Consider the following 17783-nt stretch of genomic DNA (forward strand, 5'->3'; position numbering starts at 1 on the left):
AGATCGCTCACACCGAGCTTCTCGTGATCGATGAGACCACCACCCTGCGGGACTTCTCCCGCGAGGTGCGTTGGAACCAGGCGTACTACCGCCTGGCGCAAGGCCTGTAGCGCTCAGCCACCCACCACTTGCCCCCTTCTCGACGAGTTGCCCCAGCACATCGGGGCAACTGGTCCGGAAGGGGGCATTTGGTCGCACCCTGGGTCATGATCGAGACCACCCGCACCTCGAGACATCGGCTCAGCGTTCCGTGCTCGCCTGGTCCCAGCTCAGGCAACCAGTCCCGCGCGGCGGCGAGCGCGACATCCATATCGATCCGGCACTGGCGCTCGACCCAGGCAAGACGTTCATCGACCGTCTGCTGCTCGACAGCGTCGCTGCACGCGGGCTCCCCCGGATCAGGTCGACACCGTTCTGTTCTCACCCGTTCCGGGTGATTCAGAACCGCCCTGGGTGATTACCGTGAACACCAGCCAAGGACTGTGACGTGCTGCCCCATGCGGCGGCAGGGCCTCGGCCAGACGTTACAGAGAAAGGTACCGACCATGAGTTTCTGGTCTAATTTCTGGGATTTCATCGGATTCTTCTTTTGGACATACGTGTTCGTGTCCTACCTATTCGCGCTCTTCGCAGTGATCATCGATGTGTTTCGGGATCGCACGCTCAACGGCTGGGCCAAGGCGGCGTGGCTGCTCTTCATGGTCTTCGTGCCTATCCTGACCGTGCTCGTGTACGTCATCGCACGCGGCCGCGGCATGGCGGAGCGCCAGGTCAGCGCTGGGATGAAGGAGAAGGCGAGTACCGACGAGTACATCAAGTCGGTCGCCGGCAGCAGTCCTGCCCAGGACATCGCCCAAGCCAAGCAGCTCCTCGACTCCGGAGCGATCAGCCAGGGCGAGTACGCGGTTCTAAAGGATCGGGCACTGGGCAACACCCAGGCTCGTTCCGACGTCGTCTGATCCGGTCGTCCGACGACTCCAGACAGCGGGCGGCGCATCCGAGATGCCGCCGCCCGCTGTCGTTATGCCCGCGGGCGGTCTGGAGCGCGCGCGCCGGTGACCGGCAGCACGGGCCACGTAGGCACCCTCCCTAGCGAAGGCGATCGCGACGGCACGGCCGATCCCCACGTCGCCGCCGGTGGTCAGCGCCCGCTCGCACAAGAGCTTGCCGGCGCCTGCATAGGTGTCTTCGCCGCGGTCGGGCCGCGGCAGGGTCGCACCGGTGAGGCCGGGGTGCTCCTGCTGCGGCCCAATCGTCACGGCAGCAGTTGGATTTCGTTCGCGGGTGCCGGTTCCAGATCGTGGCGAGCCGCCAACCAACTGTCGAGTTCCAGGGCCGGAACCGGCCGCGACATGAAGAACCCCTGCGCGTGATCGCAGCCGAAACGGGCCAGTTCGTCGTACGCCACACTGCTTTCAACGCCTTCTGCGACCATGCGCAGGCCCAGGCTGTGCGCCAGGTCGATGGTGGACGCCACCAGCGAGGCGGCGCGGGCGTCGTCGGCCATCGGCATCACGAATGACCGGTCCAGCTTGAGTTCGTCGATGGGCAGGTCGCGCAGGTAGGAGAGCGAGCTGTACCCGGTGCCGAAGTCGTCGACCGCGATCTGGATCCCGGCCTCGCGCAGCCGGGTGAGCACGTTCCTGGCCCGGTCCCTGTCGCTCATCAGGAAATCTTCGGTGATCTCCAGCATCAGCGACGAAGCCGGCAGTCCACGTGCGGCGATCATGCGCACGATCTCCTCGGGGAATTCCACGTTGACCAGCGAGCTGGCCGACATGTTGACCGCAATGGTCAGGGCGTGGCCGTCATCCTGCCAGAGCACGGCCTGATCAAGCGCCTTGGTCAGCACGATCCGGGTGAGCGCGTGCATCAGCCCCGATTCCTCGACGAGGTCGAGGAAGTCCTCGGGAAGCAGCAACCCACGGGTCGGATGTTGCCAGCGCACAAGCGCCTCGACTCCGGTGACCTCGCCGGTTTTCAGGCCGATCTTGGGTTGATAGTGCACGACGAGTTGGTCGTCTGTGACGGCCAGGCGCAGTTCCTGCTGTGTGCGCAGCCTGATCTCGCCGTGGCTGTTGTCTTCGGACTGGTACACGTGGTGGCCGTGCCGACCGGACTTGGCCTTGTACATCGCCATGTCGGCACGACGCAGGAGGTCGCTGAGGTCGTGGCCCTGCTCGGGGAAAAGCGCGATGCCGATGCTGGCACTGGTCTGCACGGCCAGACCCTCGAGGGTGAAGGTTTGGGCGAGCGCGTCGCGCAGGTTCAGCGCCACGGCGGTGGCCTCGGTCTCACCGGCGTTGGTGAGCAGGATAGCGAATTCGTCGCCGCCGAGGCGGGCCAGGCTGGCCTCCTCCGGCAGTGCCGCCGCCAGGCGGGCGCTCACCTGCACCAGAAGCCTGTCGCCGACATCGTGGCCGAGGCTGTCGTTGACCTCCTTGAACCTGTCGAGGTCAAGCAGCAGCAGCGCGCAGTGTCGTTGACGCGCGCTCGCACGGCTGAGGGTGAGCAGCGCCGGCGCATCCGCGTACAGCGCTCGCCGGTTGGGCAAGCCGGTCAGGTCGTCGGTGCGCGCCTGCCGGCGCAACAGTCGCTGCCGGAACACCAGCGGGATCGCAGCCAGAGACACGGTGAGGCTGGCCAGGATGACAGCCGCAACGGGCTGGACGACCTGCGTGCCGAGGATCAGCACGCCCAGTCCGGCGGCGACAGCCACCGCGGGAACGAAGAGGGCCGGGGTCTTCCGGTCGCTGACGAAGGTACCGGAGTGCGGGCGTCCGGCGGCGTCGACCCACAGAGCCATGAGGGCGGTACCGAGCGCCCATGCGGCATCGAGGGGAAGGCCGACGTAGTAGGTCCCGCTCACCTCCAGGCGCGCGTACACGACGTCGGCGGCGGCGAAGACAACAAGGCCGCCGACCAGGAAGCCCCAACGCGGGCCGATGCGTAGACCCGGAGCGGCGGCGATGCCGGCGATCGCGGCGACGAGGAGCAGGTCGAAGACGGGGTAGGCGACCGCTACGGATGTGGCCAGGATGGCGGACTCGTCGACCGCCTCGTTGAGCACCGGGCCGAGGAGGGCGGCGAGGACGGCAGCGGCACCGAGCGCCCCGACCGTGCTATCCAGCAGCACGGACCAGGCCAGGCCGCGCATCTGGCTGCGAACGAGGGCGACCAGGGCGATGAGCATCAGCGGGTAGAACAGCACGTACCCGAGATCGGCCGGAGATGGGAACGGCAGCTCCCCCGCCGCATCCATCGCCGTTATGTAGTACGTATCGGCGGCGGCGTTGAACGTCAGCGCGAGCGAGGCGAACAACACGTCACCGCGCGCGAAGCCGGTTCGCACGGTGGCCAGCCAGAAGACCGCGACGGGGAGCCACTGGGTAAGCTCCGCCAGCACGATGTCGACGATGGGCTTCGGGCCCTCGCCATGCAGCAGCAACCCGATCGTGTACGCAGCGAAGAGGACGAAAACGGTCCAGATCAGCCACCGGTCTCCGACGCTGCGGAGACTCGTGTCGCGCCAGTTGCCCCTCACGTGACTCTCCCTCAGATCTCGGCTCAGCCTACCGCCCGGCGAGCCGTGACCTGCTATCGGGCGCCGGCGATCAGCGCGCGCACCAGGTCGAGCTGGGCGTCGTCGGCGAAGGCCCCTGACAAGCCCACCACGCTCGTGCCGGCGGCAAGGAACTCCGGGGCGTTGAGGGCGGTGACGCCGCCGGTGGCGATGAAATTCGTCTCAGGGTACGGGCCCTTCTGCGCCTTCACCCAGGCCGCGCCGAGCACCGAAGCTGGGAAGGCCTTCACCCAGGTGAGGCCCAGGGCCCGGGCCTGCAGGATCTCGGTGGCGGTGGCGATGCCCGGCAGGTGCGGGATACCGCGGCGCACGCTCTCGGCCACGATGGCCGGGTCGAGGCCGGGCGACACCGTGAATGCCACGCCAACGTTGGTCGCGGCGTCGAGCTGCTCCATCGTGGTCACGGTGCCGGCTCCGATGACCAGGCCTCGCTCGGTGGCGGCATCGGCGACGGCCTGCAGCACGGGAACGGCGTCAGTGGTCTGGATCGGGATCTCAACGTGCTCGACGCCGGCGTCCCAGGCGCGCACCGACAGGCGCACGGCCTCGGCGGCCGAAAGGCCCCGGAAAACGGCGATCACGGGGACACTGAAGAAGTCCCCGGGGAACCACTGGGTGAACTTGATCGGCTGGATGGTGCCGGTTGATGCGGTCATGCGACTTATCTCCTCAATTCAAGCGCGAGCTCTTCGGCCGACATGCGCTGGCCGAGTCCTGCACGGAAGTCTTCGCGGCTGCCCAGCGCCCAGGCGGCACGCGAGTGGCCACGTTCGAGGCGCTCGGCAGAGGTTTGTGCGCTGATCAGGCTGGACAGGTAGCCGGCGGCGAAAGCATCGCCGGCGCCCACGGGCTCGACGACATCAACGGCGCGGGCCGGCACCACCGTGACGGTCTCGGTGCCGTCCGACGCCCGGGCGAACTCGGTGGCGTCGATCGATGAGTCCTTCACCACGAGGTAGGGCAGGTCGGGAAGCAGGGCGCGCACGTCGGCCGCGGTGCCGCAGCCCCACAACACGGCGGCTTCATCGAGGCCGACGAGCACCACCGTGGCCTTGCGGGCCAGGGCGAGCAGGCGCGGCGCGGCCTCGTCGACCGACCAGATTCCCGGGCGGTAGTTGATGTCGAACGACACCGACGCGCCCCACGCCGCAGCGTGGTCGAGCACATGTTCCACGAGTTCGGAGCAGCTGGCCGACAGCGCGGGGGTGATGCCCGTGGTGTGAATCCAGCGCGCGCCGGCCAGAGGCCAGCCGACGGCATCCGCGATCTTCAGCGTGGATGCCGCCGAGCCCCGGCGGTAGTAGAACACATGGGCTCCACTGCCGGTGTCGGGCTCCTTGAGGTAGAGCCCGGTCGGTGCGTCGGTCGTGCGGCCGACCCACCGGGTGTCGACGCCCGCGTTCGCGAGGGCGTCGATGATCTTGGTGCCGACCGGGTCGGTGCCAACGGAGCTGGCCCAGGCGACCCGGTGGCCGAGTTCGGCCAGATGCATGGCCACGTTGGACTCTGCGCCGCCGGTGCCCAGGGTGAAGGCCTGTGCGGTGTCCAACGGCACCGAGCTGGTGGGCGTGAACATGCCCATCGTCTCGCCGAAACACACGACCGTGGGTGCCTGCATCGTTTCCTCCACTGTGAGAATCCGCCAGATCATCTCTTCGTCGTTCCGCCTGGCGGAACCAAAGTCCGGCACGTGAACTCACCATAGTCATCGGTGGCGTGCGTTGGCAACCTTCCTGGTCGGCAATTCAGCTCAGGCTTAGTGCCGGGGTTCCATAACCGTGATTAGCTGATCCATGAGACAGAACGTCATTTCAACGGTGGGACCCATGGCACACACGCTTGCTTCCGCGGCTCCGGCCAGACCTCCAGCCACCAAGGACAACGCCGCCCAGAAGCTCCTGCGGGTGATCGAGGCCGTGTCGAACCCCGGTGACACCCACCGGCTCAGCGACCTCGTCACGGAGACCGGGCTCGCCAAGACGAGTGTCTTCCGCCTGTTGAGCGAGCTCAGTGCGAGCGGCTATGTCAGCCGACGCCCGGATGGCAGCTACGCACCCGGGCGGGCGTTGCGCCTGCTGGCGCTCAAGCTGACCGCCGCGTCCGACGATTCCGACCTGATCGGAGTCAGGCTGCGACGCCTGCAGGACGACGTGCACAACACCATCCACTTCGCGCTGCGCACCGGGGACTTCGCAACCTACGTGGAAAAGATCGAGGACACCACGCCCATCCAGATCGCGTCCAGGGTGGGCGGGCAGATCCCGCTGCACTCGACAGCCATCGGCAAGGCGATCCTCGCCAATCTCCCCGAGAGCGAGGTGCGCGACTACGCGACCCGCAACGGGCTGCGCACCCGCACCGAGTTCACAATCACCGACGTTGCCGCCCTGCTCGCCGACGGGCGGCTCGTGCGCAACCGTGGCTTCGCCATCGACGACCAAGAGAATGAGGAGCACATCCGCTGCATGGCCGTTCCGGTTTTCGACGCCCAGCAGAACCTGGTCGGCGGCATCGGCATCACCACTATCGCCCCGCTCGTGCCGCGGGAGAAGCTCGAATCCCACGCGCCTCTTCTGATGACCGCCGCCCGCGACCTGACGACCCTGCTTTAGGTTTCTCAAGGCTCGACCAGCGAACACCGTGTGAACAGGCCCTCATACGCAGAACGACCCCGGCGCTACGCCGGGGTCATTCTCTTTGGGCTGGAAATGCCAACTCGCCTATCGAGCGGCCACGCGGATCGGCCGGACCCGTCACGCCGCGTTCGAGGGATTAACCCTGGCGAGCCTTGAATCGGGGGTTCAACTTGTTGATGACGAATGTGCGCCCATGGCGCCGCACCGTCTGTGAACCCTGCATCTTCTTCATCGAACCCAGTGAGTTACGTACCTTCATCCTGGCTCCCTTCCGTCGGTTAACCAGAGCAAACACGAAACGGCCGAGATTATTCCACTCCGGCGGCCTCCGGCCTGTCGAGCACCCGGCGTGGGCCGGCACCGTCGGTGCGCAGGCGGTCGTCGGAGTTCACGACGGCGCACCGGGTTTGGGACAGGCAGCCACAGCCGATGCAGCCGGTGAGCTCGGCCTGCATCCGTTCGAGTACGGCTTGCTGCCTGGCCAGGTGCGCCCCCCAGGTGGCGGAAATGGTGCCCCACTCGGCCCGGCTCGGCGGGCGGCTGTCCGGCAGGTCCTTGAGGATGACGGCGACCTCGGCGAGCGAGATCCCGTAACGCACCGAAACCTGGATGAGGGCGATGCGACGCAACACGTGTCGCGGAAAGAGGCGCACGTTGCCGTTCGAGCGCATCGCAGGGATCAGCCCCAGCGTCTCGTAGTAGCGCACGGTGGAGACCGGGACTCCAGCACGGGCGGCAACCTGCCCGATCGGCAGAAGATCATTGCTGGACAAGTGCTCTGACACTGGCCTTCTCCTTGATCTCAAGTGCACTTGAGACGATATCGTAAACAAATGACCGCATATACGCTGCCCCCGCTGACCTATGACTATGCCGCCCTCGAGCCCGCCATCAGTGGGCGCATTATGGAGCTCCACCACAGCAAGCACCACCAGGCCTATGTGACCGGCGCCAACGCCGCGCTCGACCAGCTCACTGAGGCCCGCGAATCAGGCAACCTCACCTTCGTCAACAAGCTGCAGAAGGACCTCTCCTTCAACCTCGGCGGCCACGTCAACCACTCCATCTTCTGGACCAACATGTCGCCGAACGGTGGCGACAAGCCCACCGGCGAGCTCGCTGCCGCGATCGATGACACCTTCGGTTCGTTCGAGAAGTTCCAGGCGCACTTCACCGCCGTTGCCATGGGCGTTCAGGGCTCCGGCTGGTCGATCCTCGCCTGGGACACCCTCGGCCAGCAGCCAATCATCGTGCAGCTCTACGACCAGCAGGGCAACCTGCCCGCCGGCATCGTGCCGCTGCTCATGCTCGACGTCTGGGAGCACGCCTACTACCTCGACTACCAGAACGTGCGTGCCGACTACGTCAAGGCATTCTGGACCGTCACCGACTGGGAGAACGTCTCCGCTCGCTTCACGAAGGCGCGCGACACCACGTCCGGCCTGATCACGCTGTAAAATCAGCGCTCATCCCGCGAGCCGTGAGAAAAGCCCCGAAAACAAGCGTTTTCTGGGGCTTAGCTCACGGCTCGCGTGCGTGTGTCGGGGTCAGTCCGCCGACACGGCCTGCAGCACGGGCAACCGTGCGGCGTGGATCGCCGGCCAGAGTGCCGCCAGCACCCCGACCAGGGCGGCAACCCCGAGCATCGACGCGAGCTGGGCCCACGGGATGGCGAGTTCGGTGAGGCCGATCTCGGTGAAGACCGCCGGCATCAGCGACGCAATGCCCACACCCACTGCCATGCCCAAGACGGTGCCGAACAGGGCCGTGAGGATCGATTCGATGGTGATGATCCCGGCCAATTGCGTACGGCCCATGCCCACCGCGCGCATGAGCCCGATCTCCCGGGTGCGTTCGATCACCGACAACGCCAGGGTGTTCACGATGCCGAGGATCGCGATAATGATCGAGAGCGCCAGCATCGCGTAGAGGATGCCGAGGATCTGGTCGACCTGCCCGGCCAGCTGTCCGGCGAACTCGTCCTTGTCGAGCACCGCGAGCACGACGTAGGGCGCGGCCGCCTCGGTCAGGTCGGCGCGAACCTCGGCCAACGTGGCGGCCGCGGCCGCGGTGATCAGCAGCGAGTCGATCGCGATCTGCGACGTCGGCACGATGCGTTCGAACGCGTCGTCCGGCATGATGATCGGCGCGCCGATCACGGCCGTGTCGACGATGGCGCCGATCGGGGCGGATGCCTCACCGGCCGCCGTCGTGAAGGTCACGTCGTCGCCCACCTTCCACCCCCGGTCGTCGGCCACGCCGCGTTGAACGGCCAGCTGCCCCGCCGCGAAGCCGTCGAGCGTGCCCTCGACGGCGTCGAAGTCGAGGGTGTGTCCGAGGGCGGCAGGCGGCAGCGCCACCACGATGAGGGACCGCTCGGCGACGGTGCCACCGGCCGCGGGGGCCAGCATCGCCGGGCCGTAACGCAGCTCGTCGACCGAGGCCACCGTGCCCAGGGCGCGCAGGTCGGCCACCACCCCAGTCGGCACCACCTCGGCTGCGGACTGCACCGAGAAGTCGGCGATCCAGCCGTCGTCCACGATCGCGCGGGTCGAGACCGTCGCCGAAGCGGCGAGCACCGAGGCCGCGCCCACCAGGGCCATGCCGATCATGAGCGCCCCCGCGGTGTTCGCGGTGCGGCGCGGGTTGCGGATAACATTGCCGCGGGCCAGCCGACCCAGCGGTTTGACGGCCACGACGAAGACCACGGCAAGGGCGCTCAGTGAGTACCGGGCGATGACCGGGGCCAGGACCAGCACCCCCACGACCACCCCGGCGGCGCCCAGGCCCAGCAGTACCGGGCCGTCGGGGTCCGGGCGAGACCAAGCCGCAAACAGGCCGGCCAGACCGGCGACAGTGAGCACCGATCCGACGATGGCCCGCAGCCGGAGCGACTTGGACCGGGCCCCGCCGGCCTCCCGCATGGCCTCAACCGGCGGGGTGAGCGCCGCCCGGCGGGCCGGCAGTGCTGCCGCGGCGATGCTCACCAGGGTGCCCACCAGCAGCGACGTCAACACGGTGCCGACATTGAGCGGGATGCTGCCGGACAGGTTCATGCCGATCTGGGCGAGCGCCAGGCGCACGAGAGACACCAGGCCGAGGCCGGCGGCGATGCCGAGCGCGGAGCCGGCCAGACCCACCACGGCGGCCTGGATGAGGATGGAGGCGAACACCTGGCCGGGCGAGGCGCCGACGGCGCGCAGGAGCGCAAACTCGCGCATCCGCTGCTGCACCGACATCGCGAAGGTGTTGGAGATGATGAACGCGCCGACGAACAGCGAGATGCCGGCGAAGATCAGCATGAACGTCTGCACGAAGCCGAGCATGTCGTTGATGTCGGCCGTGGCCTCCGTGCGAATGGCGGTGCCGCTGACGGTCTCGAGTCCGGTGGCGTCGGTGGCGTCCAGGGCTTCGTCGATCCGGTCGACGAGGGTCTGCTCGTCCACCCCGGCGTCACCGTAAACGTCGATGCTCGCCACCAGGCCGTCGGCCGCATAGGCGGCGGTGGAGGTAGCCACATCGAGGAAGACGATGGTGGCTCCGGCCATCGGCGCGCCGAGCGACACCTCCCCCACCACCGAGACGGTCTGCACCTCACCGGCGAGCACCACCGAGGTGTTGTCGCCGACGGCCAGGCCCGAGGACTCGAGGGTGGCCGATTCGAGTGCGATTTCCGTTGCGCCGACGGGTGCGTGCCCGGCGACGACGTCGAGGGTGTCGTCGGCGGGGTAGAGCGCCATCCCGAAGCTGGGCGCCTGCGAGCTCACCACGGCCGTGCCGTCGGCGCCAACGAGCACGATGGGGCCGGATACCGCGGGCAGGGCGCGCCGCACACCGTCGACGGTGCCGATGGTTCGCGCGAGATCGGCCGGGATGGCCTCACGCACGTCGCCGGCCGAGCTACCGGTCTGGGCGGCACTGGCGGCAGGCTCGCTGCCGCGCACGTAGGCATCCCCCTGCATCGAGCTGGCCACGATGCCGGAGAAGGTGGACCACATCATGGTGCGCAGCGACAGGGTGCCCGCCACGAAGGCGACCCCGAGGGTCACCGCGAGCAGCGACAACAGAAAACGCACGAGGTGGGCGCGGATGCCGCGCAACGCGACCCTGGTCATCGCCGGGCACCGTCGTGCTCGTGCTCGGCCTCGGTCTCGTCGCCCATTGACCGCATGACGTCGAGCACCGACGCCTGGGTGGGGTCGGTGAGTTCGTGCACGAGCCGACCGTCGGCGAGAAACAGCACCCGGTGGGCGTAGGCCGCCGCCCGGGCGTCGTGGGTCACCATCACGACCGTCTGGCCGAGGTCGTCGACCGAGCCGCGCAGGAAGCGCAGCAGGTCACCCGCGGATTTCGAGTCGAGGTTGCCGGTGGGCTCGTCGGCGAATACCACGGCAGGCCGGGCCACCAGGGCTCGGGCGCAGGCCACCCGCTGCTGCTGGCCGCCGGAGAGTTCGCTGGGCCGGTGGTGCAGGCGGTCCTCGAGTCCGACGGCCGCGACGATCGCCGCGAAGTGCGCCCGGTCCACCGGGCGCCGGGCGATGTCGAGCGGCAGGGTGATGTTCTCGGCGGCGGTAAGGGTGGGAATCAGGTTGAACGACTGGAAGATGAAGCCGAGGCGGGTGCGGCGAAGCGCCGTGAGCTGCCGCTCTGACATCCGCCCCACGTTCATGTCGTCCACGACCACGGTGCCGGAGGTGACGGTGTCCAGTCCCGCCATGCAGTGCATCAGCGACGACTTGCCCGACCCCGATGGACCCATGATGGCGGTCAGTTCGCCCCGGGCAAAGTCCACGTCGATCCCGTCCAGGGCACGCACCTCGGTCTCGCCGGCGCCGTAGGTCTTGACCAGGCCCCTGGCATACGCGATCACGGATGCCGGCGGTGCTGCGAGCGAGCTCGCCGGGTGGTTCGAGGTGAGCGTATGGGCGGTCATGTACGGTCCTTCACTGAGTCGGAGCGCGAGCGCGCTGGGGTCGCTCCCCAGTGTTGCCCTCTGCCCCGCACCGCGGCATCGGGACAAACCCTGACTCGACCCTGAGCGAACCCTGAGTGCCGCCCGCGACCTACCCGGGAAGGTCGTAGCGGTGGCGGATGTGCCGGCGGTCGGGGCTGGCCTGCCAGAACTCGATCTCGGTGGGGCGCAGCGCGTAGAGCTGCCAGGCCGGGTTCGGCGCCGAATCGGCGGCGGGGCGCTCGGACCAGTCCCGGGCGGATGCCTCGGCCGAGAGCTCGACGACTGGGCCGACCAGTCGCACCTGACGGCCGAGCCGGGACCAGTAGAAGTTCATCGCCGCCTGCGGGTTGGCCGCGAGCTCACGGCCCTTGCGGGAGGTGCGCGCGGTGGCGAACTGCCAGCCATCGTCGAGGTCCTTGAGGATGAGCATCCGCGATGACGGTGCCCCGGCCCCGGTGCCGGTGGACGCGCCGACGGTGGCGAGGCTGAAGGCGTGAGGCTGCCGCTCCCCGGCGGCGAGCGCCGCCTCGAACCAGCTGAGGAAGAGTTCCACGGGGTCGGCCGGGGCGGCGCTCGGGTCGAACACCGGCAGGTCGTCGGGAAAGTCGGGCAGGGCGCGCAACCGTGCTCTCAAGGTGTCATTCACATCCGCGAGCCTACCCATCCGCCCGCGAGCCGTGAGAAAAGCACCTCAAACCCGAGATTTCCGGGGCTCAGCTCACAGTTCGCGAGACCCCGCGCACGCTCAGACCCAGGCGCCCTCGAGCAGGGTCGCGTGCACGTTCAGGTCGGCGTCGAGCAGCACCAGGTCGGCACGGAGGCCCGGCCGGATGCGGCCGCGGTCGGTGAGGGCGAGTAGGTCGGCGGGGTTCTGGGTGGCGGCCCGGATGGCGAGCGGCAGCGGCACCCCCGCGGTCAGCACGGCGTACCGCACCGCGTGGCTCAGCGTCAGCACGCTGCCGGCGATGGTGCCGTCGACCAACCGCGCCTGGCCGTCCACCACCCGCACATCCAGGGCGCCCAGTTTGTAGTCGCCGTCTGCGGCGCCGGCCGCGGCCATGGCATCCGTCACAAAGACCGGGCGGGCGGGGCTCTCGGTGATCAGGCGCACGACGGCCGGGTGCAGGTGCACCCCGTCTGCGACCAGCTCGGCGAACACCGTCGGGTCATCGAGCAGCGCGAGGGCGGCGCCCGGCTCGCGGTGGTGCAGCGGCCGCATGGCGTTGAAGACGTGGGTGCCCGCGGATGCCCCCGCCACGATCGCCGCCTGCGTGAGGTCATAGTCCGCGTCGGTGTGGCCGATGGCGGCCACGGCGCCGTATTCGACGATCCGTGCCACTGCGGCGAGGCCGCCCTCCAACTCCGGGGCGATGGTGACCATGCGCACCGCGCCGGCGCCGGCTCCCATCAGACGGTCGACGCTGGCCGGATCCGGCAGCAGCAACAGCTGCTCGGCGTGTGCACCGCGGTGCGCCGGGCTCAGCCACGGGCCCTCCAGGTGGATGCCGGCCAGCAGGCCGCCGCGCACCAGCTCGGCGAGCGCCCGCACCAGCCGCTCCATCTCGTCGATGGGAGCGGTCACCAGGCTGGCCATCATGGTGGTGGTGCCGTGGTCGCGGTGTGTCTGCGTGATACGCACGGCGACGGCGTTGGTGTCCGCATCGTTGAAGCTGACCCCGCCGCCGCCGTGGTTGTGGGCGTCGATAAAGCCCGGCGCCAGCACACCGGCCGGCAGTTCGACATCCGCGGGCCGGGGCGGTTCGCCGGCTCCGCAGGCGACGATCACGCCGCCGCGCACCTCGACCCAACCGGGTGAGTGCTCCCGGTCGGGCAGGATCACCGTGCCGGCGGCGAGAAGCAGCGGCGTCTCGGTGCCCGGCCTGCCAGCGCCAGGCAGCGCGGGAACGTGCCCGTGTTCTGCGGTGGCGGATCGGGAAGTGAGCGGTGTCATGACGGGGTCTCCAGGGTTCTCGTTGGCGCGTCGGCGGGGTCAGCTGCGAACGGTGAGGAAGGTGTCCCCTGCCGCGAGATCTAGACCGGCGGCCACGGCGTCGGCCAGGGTGATGTTCTCCGCCTGGCGCTCCAGGATGATCACCGGCACGATCGGGTCGCGACCGCTCGCCACGATGGCGGGAACGTCAAAGCTGACGATGACGTCACCGGCGGTGACGGTGTCGCCCTGCTGGGCGCGCAGGGTGAACCCCGCGCCCTTCAGCTGCACGGTGTCGATACCGAGGTGCACGAGCACCCCGACGCCCTCCGGCGCCACGATCACATAGGCGTGCGGGAACACCTTGAGCAGCTTTCCGCTGATCGGTGCGATCGCGTCGACGACCTCGCGCGGAGGATCGATTGCGCCGCCGGGCCCGACGATCGCCTGGGCGAAGGTGGGGTCTGGCACCAGGCCGAGTTCGACGGCCCGGCCGGGAACGGGCGCGAGCACGATCAGGGGTGCGACGCTCACCTGAGGTCCTCGATGTCGTCGGCGAGGTTCTCTGCCTCGGGGCCGACGATGACCTGCACGATGGTGCCGGACCTGAACACGCCGTGGGCGCCGGCGGCCTTGAGTGCGGGCTCGTTGACCAGCGCGGGGTCGGTCACTTCGGTGCGCAGCCGGGTGATGCATGCCTCGATGTCGACGACGTTGCCGGCGCCGCCGAGGCCGGCCAGGATCTGCTCTGCCTTGCTACTCATCAGTTACTCCTCGGAATGTTTACGGATCGATGGGATGGAACGGTCGGGGAAGGAGACGCTCGTCGACGAGACGTCTTTGCGGGCCAGCCCTTGACAAACAGACCGCCGCACCTTCATTATCGAGTAATTGGACCGTACCAGTACGGACCACAAAGCGGAAGTGGTCCGGTTGGTTGTCAGCTGGATCACAGAAAGCAAGCTCCCCCGAAAGCCAACACCCCGGAAAGGTGGTGCAGTCGTGACACTCGACAGCCCGGTCCTCGCCAACGGCGCCGTGCCCAAGCACGTGCAGTTGCGGTCCATCCTGCTCGAACGAGTCGAGACCACCCTGGCGCCCCACGCCGCGATCCCGCCGGAACGAAAGCTGATGACCAAGTACGGCTTGAGCCGGTCGACGGTGCGGGAGGCGATCCGCCAACTGGTCGACGAGGGCGTGCTCTACCGCATCCAGGGCAAGGGCACCTTCGTCACCGGCGAGCGCGTGCAGAGCGACCTGCACCTTGCCTCGTTCACCGAGGACATGCGCCGGCGCGGCCTCGTGCCCGCCACCGTCGTGATGGAGTCCAGGTTGATTGAGGCGCCCCTTGAGGTGCGGGCGGCGCTGGGCCTCAAGGCCGGTGCGCAGGTGCAGCAGGTCGAGCGGCTGCGGCTCGCCGGCGGCATCCCGATGGCCTTCGAACGCGGCTACTACCCCGCCGGCCTGCTGCCCGACCTCGGTGGCCAGGACCTCACCCGTTCGCTCTACGCCACCTTCGCCACCGAGTACGGGCTGCGCATCGACCACGCCGAACAGACCGCGTGGGCCGAGACCGCAACCGCCGAACTCGCCGAACCCCTCGGCATCACCGAGGGCGTTCCCCTTCTCGTTTTCCTCCGCACATCATCGGCGGGGTCCACCCCCGTTGAGCACGTCACCTCGTGGTACCGGGGCGACCGCTACCAGATCCACATGACCCTCGACCTCAACCACGAACTGTAAGTCAGCCTGCCCCGCCCCACCAGGGTGGCCCGCCGAGCCCATCGGCAGCGCCAGCATGCCCTCTCACATCCTCATAGACGCACGCGCACCATTCACCCATCCACCCACACCAACGAGCACCACCATCGGAGGAATCCATGTCCAGCACCACCGTAGATGCCGGAACGGGACGAAAAATCCCGGGCCTCGCCCAACTCCAGCGCATCGGCCGCAGCCTCATGTTGCCGATCGCCGCCCTGCCGGCCGCCGGCCTGCTCCTGCGCCTGGGTCAACCTGACCTGCTCGGCGCCATCCCGGGCTTCGAGACCGGCGCGGCCGTCATCGCCTCCGCCGGCGGCGCCCTGTTCGACAACCTCCCCCTGCTCTTCGCGGTGGGCGTGGCGATCGGCTTCGCCAAGAAGGCGGATGGCTCGACCGCCCTGGCCGCCGTCGTGGGTTACCTCGTGTTCAGTAACGTCGGCAAGGCCATGTCGCCGCTCGTGATGGGCCTGCCCGCCGAGGGCGCCGACCAGGTACTGGTGAACTACAACGTGCTCGCCGGCGTGCTCATGGGCGTCGTCTCCGCCGTGCTGTGGCAGAAGTATCACCGCATCAAACTGCCCAGCTACCTGGCCTTCTTCGGTGGTCGCCGGTTCGTTCCGATCGTCACCGCCGTCGCAGCCCTCGTGCTCGGTGTTCTGCTCAGCTTCGTGTACCCGGCGTTCAGCAGCGGACTCACTTCGTTTGGCGAGTTCGTCAGCTCCAACAACATCTGGGGCGGCTTCCTCTACGGAACCGCGAACCGCCTGCTCATCCCCGTCGGCCTGCACCACATCCTCAACTCGATGATGTGGTTCGTAATCGGCGATTACAACGGCGCCACCGGCGACCTGCACCGCTTCTTCGCCGGCGACCCCACGGCGGGCTCGTTCATGACCGGGTTCTTCCCCATCATGATGTTCGCCCTCCCGGCCGGCGCCCTGGCCATCTGGCACGAAGCCAAGAAGTCGCAGAAGAAGATCGTCGGCGGAATCATGCTCACCGGCGCCCTCACGGCGATGCTCACCGGCGTCACCGAGCCGCTGGAATTCTCGTTCATGTTCGTCGCCTTCCCGCTCTACGCCATCCACGCGGTGCTGACCGGCACCTCGCTCGCCCTGGTGAACTTCCTCGGTATCCGGGACGGCTTCAGCTTCAGCGCCGGAGCCTTCGACTACATCCTCAACTTCGGCCTCGCCGAAAAGCCGTTGCTGCTCATCCCCATCGGGCTGGCCTACGGAGCGGTCTACTACTTCCTGTTCCGCTTCGTCATCCGCCGCTGGAACCTGAAGACGCCGGGCCGCGGCGACGACATCGTGGAGGAGGCAGCACCCGACTCCACCTCGAAAACCACGGTTTAGCCCGGCCGGCCGGTGTCGCGAGCGGGCCCCCGCTCGCGACACCGGTCGGCAACACCGTTTCTCGCACCACCCACCACTTTCAATCGCACCTGGAGCATCCCTTGGCTGAAGTAGTCGTCCTCGAATCCGAGACGAACGCCGGCATTCTCGCCGCCGCATCGATCAGAGCACTGATCAGCCAGAAAGCGGATGCCGTCCTCGGCCTCGCCACCGGCTCCACGCCGATGTCGCTGTACAGCGCCCTCGCCGACTCGCTGCGAAGCGACCCACTTGACGTCAGCCGGGTGCGCGGTTTCGCGCTCGACGAATACGTGGGACTGCCCAGCGGCCACCCGGAGAGTTACCGGGCCGTCATCACCCGCGACGCGGTGCTGCCCCTCGGACTCACCCCCGCCAACATCCGGGTGCCGAACGGCGACCTGGCCACCCTCGAGAACGCGGGCAGCGAGTACGAGGCCGCTATCCGCGCCGCCGGTGGCGTCGACGTGCAGATTCTCGGCATCGGCCGCACCGGCCACGTCGGCTTCAACGAGCCCGGCTCCTCGTTCGCCTCGCTGACCAGGGTCAAGACCCTCACCGAGAAGACCCGGCTCGACAACGCCCGGTTCTTCAGCTCCCCCGACGACGTTCCCATCCACTGCATCACCCAGGGCATGGGCACCATCCGCCGGGCACGCCACCTGATCCTGCTGGCCTTCGGCGAGGAAAAGGCCGAAGCCATCGCCGCGGCCGTCGAGGGTCCGGTCAGCTCCAGCAGCCCGGGCTCCGTCATCCAGCTACACCCGCACGTCACCGTGCTCGTCGATGAGGCCGCGGCCTCCCGCCTGGCCAACCTCGACTACTACCGCTACACCTACGCGAACAAGCCGGCCTGGCAGGTCATCTAACCGGGTCTCAGCGCCACCAGCGCGGCGACGACGGCCGCCGCGCCGAGCACCATCACCAGGCCGTACCCGCAAGCGCTCAGAATTGCGTGGCCGCGCACCCCGATCCGGCCGCCGGCGAAGGCGCCCACCGCGACCAGGACCAGCTGCCAGGCCAGGGAGGCCGCAAGGGTGCCGACCACGAACACGGCCGGCGCCCTATCGAGGCCGAGGGACGGCGGCAACGCCGCAGTCAAGGCACCGAAGTAGAGCAGTGTCGCCGGGTTGATCGCGGTGAGGCCCGCGAACGTCGCAAAGACCCGGCCGGGCGATGACGGTCGTGGCGGCCGGTCGGGCGGCACTCCCGCCGCGGCCCGGCGCCGCAGCCCGAGGCCGCCCAGCACCAGGAGGATCAACCCCGCGCCCAACGCCGGCACACCTTCCCACGAGGCGATCACCGGGGCGGCAACCGCGCCGATCGCCAGCGCGGCGACGCAATAGAGTCCGTCCACCAGCGCCACCGCCAGCGTGGCCACGGCGCCGACGCCGAAGCCGCCCGCCATGGCCTCCCGCATCAGGAGCACGCCGATAGCGCCGAGGGGCACGGCCACTCCCCACCCGGCCAGCAGTCCGCCGACGAACAGTGGCCCCAGCTCGATCTCCATGTTCACGATCCTGACCCGGCCACCCGCCCG

General features: G+C 68.5%; 19 protein-coding genes and 1 pseudogene. 7 read left to right on the forward strand and 13 right to left on the reverse strand.

What is annotated here, in order from left to right:
* Positions 1-250 precede the first annotated feature (250 nt).
* Both E3O42_RS11860 and E3O42_RS11865 read left to right on the forward strand, forming a co-directional pair.
* A complete protein-coding gene (locus E3O42_RS11860) occupies positions 251-457 on the forward strand; it encodes a hypothetical protein (protein ID WP_134454141.1) in 207 nt (68 codons plus the stop codon).
* 88 nt (positions 458-545) lie between these two features.
* Positions 546-959 carry a PLD nuclease N-terminal domain-containing protein gene (locus E3O42_RS11865; RefSeq protein ID WP_134454142.1) on the forward strand — a complete coding sequence of 138 codons (414 nt, stop codon included), beginning with the start codon at positions 546-548 and terminating at the stop codon, positions 957-959.
* A 111-nt stretch (positions 960-1070) separates the two neighbouring features.
* Here E3O42_RS11865 and E3O42_RS11870 read toward each other — a convergent pair.
* The 4 genes and pseudogenes from E3O42_RS11870 to E3O42_RS11885 all read right to left on the reverse strand — a co-directional run.
* A pseudogene (locus tag E3O42_RS11870) lies at positions 1071-1259 on the reverse strand (NAD(P)-dependent dehydrogenase); the annotation flags it as partial.
* On the reverse strand, positions 1256-3544 hold the full coding sequence (locus E3O42_RS11875; protein ID WP_134454143.1) for a putative bifunctional diguanylate cyclase/phosphodiesterase: 2289 nt from the start codon (positions 3542-3544) through the stop codon (positions 1256-1258). The gene E3O42_RS11875 and the pseudogene E3O42_RS11870, both read right to left, overlap by 4 nt.
* A 53-nt stretch (positions 3545-3597) precedes the next feature.
* On the reverse strand, positions 3598-4239 hold the full coding sequence (locus E3O42_RS11880; RefSeq protein ID WP_134454144.1) for a bifunctional 4-hydroxy-2-oxoglutarate aldolase/2-dehydro-3-deoxy-phosphogluconate aldolase: 642 nt from the start codon (positions 4237-4239) through the stop codon (positions 3598-3600).
* A gap of 5 nt (positions 4240-4244) precedes the next feature.
* Entirely contained in the window at positions 4245-5201 is a 957-nt protein-coding gene (locus E3O42_RS11885) for a sugar kinase (protein WP_134454145.1), read from the reverse strand.
* Positions 5202-5409: 208 nt separating this feature from the next.
* Between E3O42_RS11885 and E3O42_RS11890 the strand changes: the two genes are divergently transcribed.
* Positions 5410-6195: an IclR family transcriptional regulator gene (locus E3O42_RS11890; RefSeq protein ID WP_166787986.1), complete on the forward strand. Its 786-nt coding sequence runs from the start codon at positions 5410-5412 to the stop codon at positions 6193-6195.
* Between the two features lie 160 nt (positions 6196-6355).
* Here E3O42_RS11890 and E3O42_RS11895 read toward each other — a convergent pair whose 3' ends face one another.
* Positions 6356-6478, reverse strand: coding sequence for a ribosomal protein bL36 (locus E3O42_RS11895; protein ID WP_088457279.1), 123 nt, complete (start codon positions 6476-6478; stop codon positions 6356-6358).
* A 49-nt stretch (positions 6479-6527) separates the two neighbouring features.
* The gene (gene soxR, locus E3O42_RS11900; protein ID WP_198414134.1) at positions 6528-7004 is read right to left on the reverse strand and encodes a redox-sensitive transcriptional activator SoxR; all 477 of its coding nucleotides are present in this window, start codon (positions 7002-7004) and stop codon (positions 6528-6530) included.
* 48 nt (positions 7005-7052) lie between these two features.
* On the opposite strand from soxR, the gene E3O42_RS11905 reads away from it, so the two are divergent.
* Positions 7053-7676, forward strand: coding sequence for a superoxide dismutase (locus E3O42_RS11905; RefSeq protein WP_134454147.1), 624 nt, complete (start codon positions 7053-7055; stop codon positions 7674-7676).
* Positions 7677-7766: 90 nt separating this feature from the next.
* Here the strand turns inward: E3O42_RS11905 and E3O42_RS11910 are convergent, their stop codons facing one another.
* The 6 genes from E3O42_RS11910 to E3O42_RS11935 all read right to left on the reverse strand — a co-directional run bounded on the left by E3O42_RS11910 (position 7767) and on the right by E3O42_RS11935 (position 13867).
* Positions 7767-10334 (reverse strand): ABC transporter permease, encoded by a 2568-nt coding sequence (locus E3O42_RS11910; protein WP_134454148.1) that lies wholly within the window; start codon positions 10332-10334, stop codon positions 7767-7769.
* The gene (locus tag E3O42_RS11915; RefSeq protein ID WP_134454149.1) at positions 10331-11152 is read right to left on the reverse strand and encodes an ABC transporter ATP-binding protein; all 822 of its coding nucleotides are present in this window, start codon (positions 11150-11152) and stop codon (positions 10331-10333) included. The genes E3O42_RS11910 and E3O42_RS11915 overlap by 4 nt, the downstream gene beginning before the upstream one ends.
* A 130-nt stretch (positions 11153-11282) precedes the next feature.
* Positions 11283-11837, reverse strand: a complete 555-nt coding sequence (locus tag E3O42_RS11920) for a pyridoxine/pyridoxamine 5'-phosphate oxidase (protein ID WP_420897878.1) — start codon at positions 11835-11837, stop codon at positions 11283-11285.
* 81 nt (positions 11838-11918) lie between these two features.
* Positions 11919-13124 (reverse strand): N-acetylglucosamine-6-phosphate deacetylase, encoded by a 1206-nt coding sequence (gene nagA / locus E3O42_RS11925; RefSeq protein WP_134454151.1) that lies wholly within the window; start codon positions 13122-13124, stop codon positions 11919-11921.
* Between the two features lie 39 nt (positions 13125-13163).
* A complete protein-coding gene (locus E3O42_RS11930; protein ID WP_134454152.1) occupies positions 13164-13637 on the reverse strand; it encodes a PTS sugar transporter subunit IIA in 474 nt (157 codons plus the stop codon).
* Positions 13634-13867 carry a PTS sugar transporter subunit IIB gene (locus E3O42_RS11935; RefSeq protein WP_134454153.1) on the reverse strand — a complete coding sequence of 78 codons (234 nt, stop codon included), beginning with the start codon at positions 13865-13867 and terminating at the stop codon, positions 13634-13636. The genes E3O42_RS11930 and E3O42_RS11935 overlap by 4 nt, the downstream gene beginning before the upstream one ends.
* Before the next feature lie 238 nt (positions 13868-14105).
* Here E3O42_RS11935 and E3O42_RS11940 point away from each other — a divergent pair, with 238 nt between their 5' ends.
* The 3 genes from E3O42_RS11940 (at position 14106) to E3O42_RS11950 (ending at position 17112) form a co-directional block, all read left to right on the forward strand.
* The gene (locus E3O42_RS11940; RefSeq protein WP_134454154.1) at positions 14106-14846 is read left to right on the forward strand and encodes a GntR family transcriptional regulator; all 741 of its coding nucleotides are present in this window, start codon (positions 14106-14108) and stop codon (positions 14844-14846) included.
* Between the two features lie 137 nt (positions 14847-14983).
* Positions 14984-16225 carry a PTS transporter subunit EIIC gene (locus tag E3O42_RS11945; protein WP_134454155.1) on the forward strand — a complete coding sequence of 414 codons (1242 nt, stop codon included), beginning with the start codon at positions 14984-14986 and terminating at the stop codon, positions 16223-16225.
* 101 nt (positions 16226-16326) lie between these two features.
* Positions 16327-17112: a glucosamine-6-phosphate deaminase gene (locus E3O42_RS11950; RefSeq protein ID WP_134454156.1), complete on the forward strand. Its 786-nt coding sequence runs from the start codon at positions 16327-16329 to the stop codon at positions 17110-17112.
* Here the strand turns inward: E3O42_RS11950 and E3O42_RS11955 are convergent.
* The gene (locus E3O42_RS11955) at positions 17109-17753 is read right to left on the reverse strand and encodes a hypothetical protein (RefSeq protein ID WP_134454157.1); all 645 of its coding nucleotides are present in this window, start codon (positions 17751-17753) and stop codon (positions 17109-17111) included. The genes E3O42_RS11950 and E3O42_RS11955 overlap by 4 nt on opposite strands.
* Between the last annotated feature and the right edge of the window lie 30 nt (positions 17754-17783).

The organism is Cryobacterium adonitolivorans, from assembly GCF_004402695.1.
GTDB lineage: Bacteria > Actinomycetota > Actinomycetes > Actinomycetales > Microbacteriaceae > Cryobacterium > Cryobacterium adonitolivorans.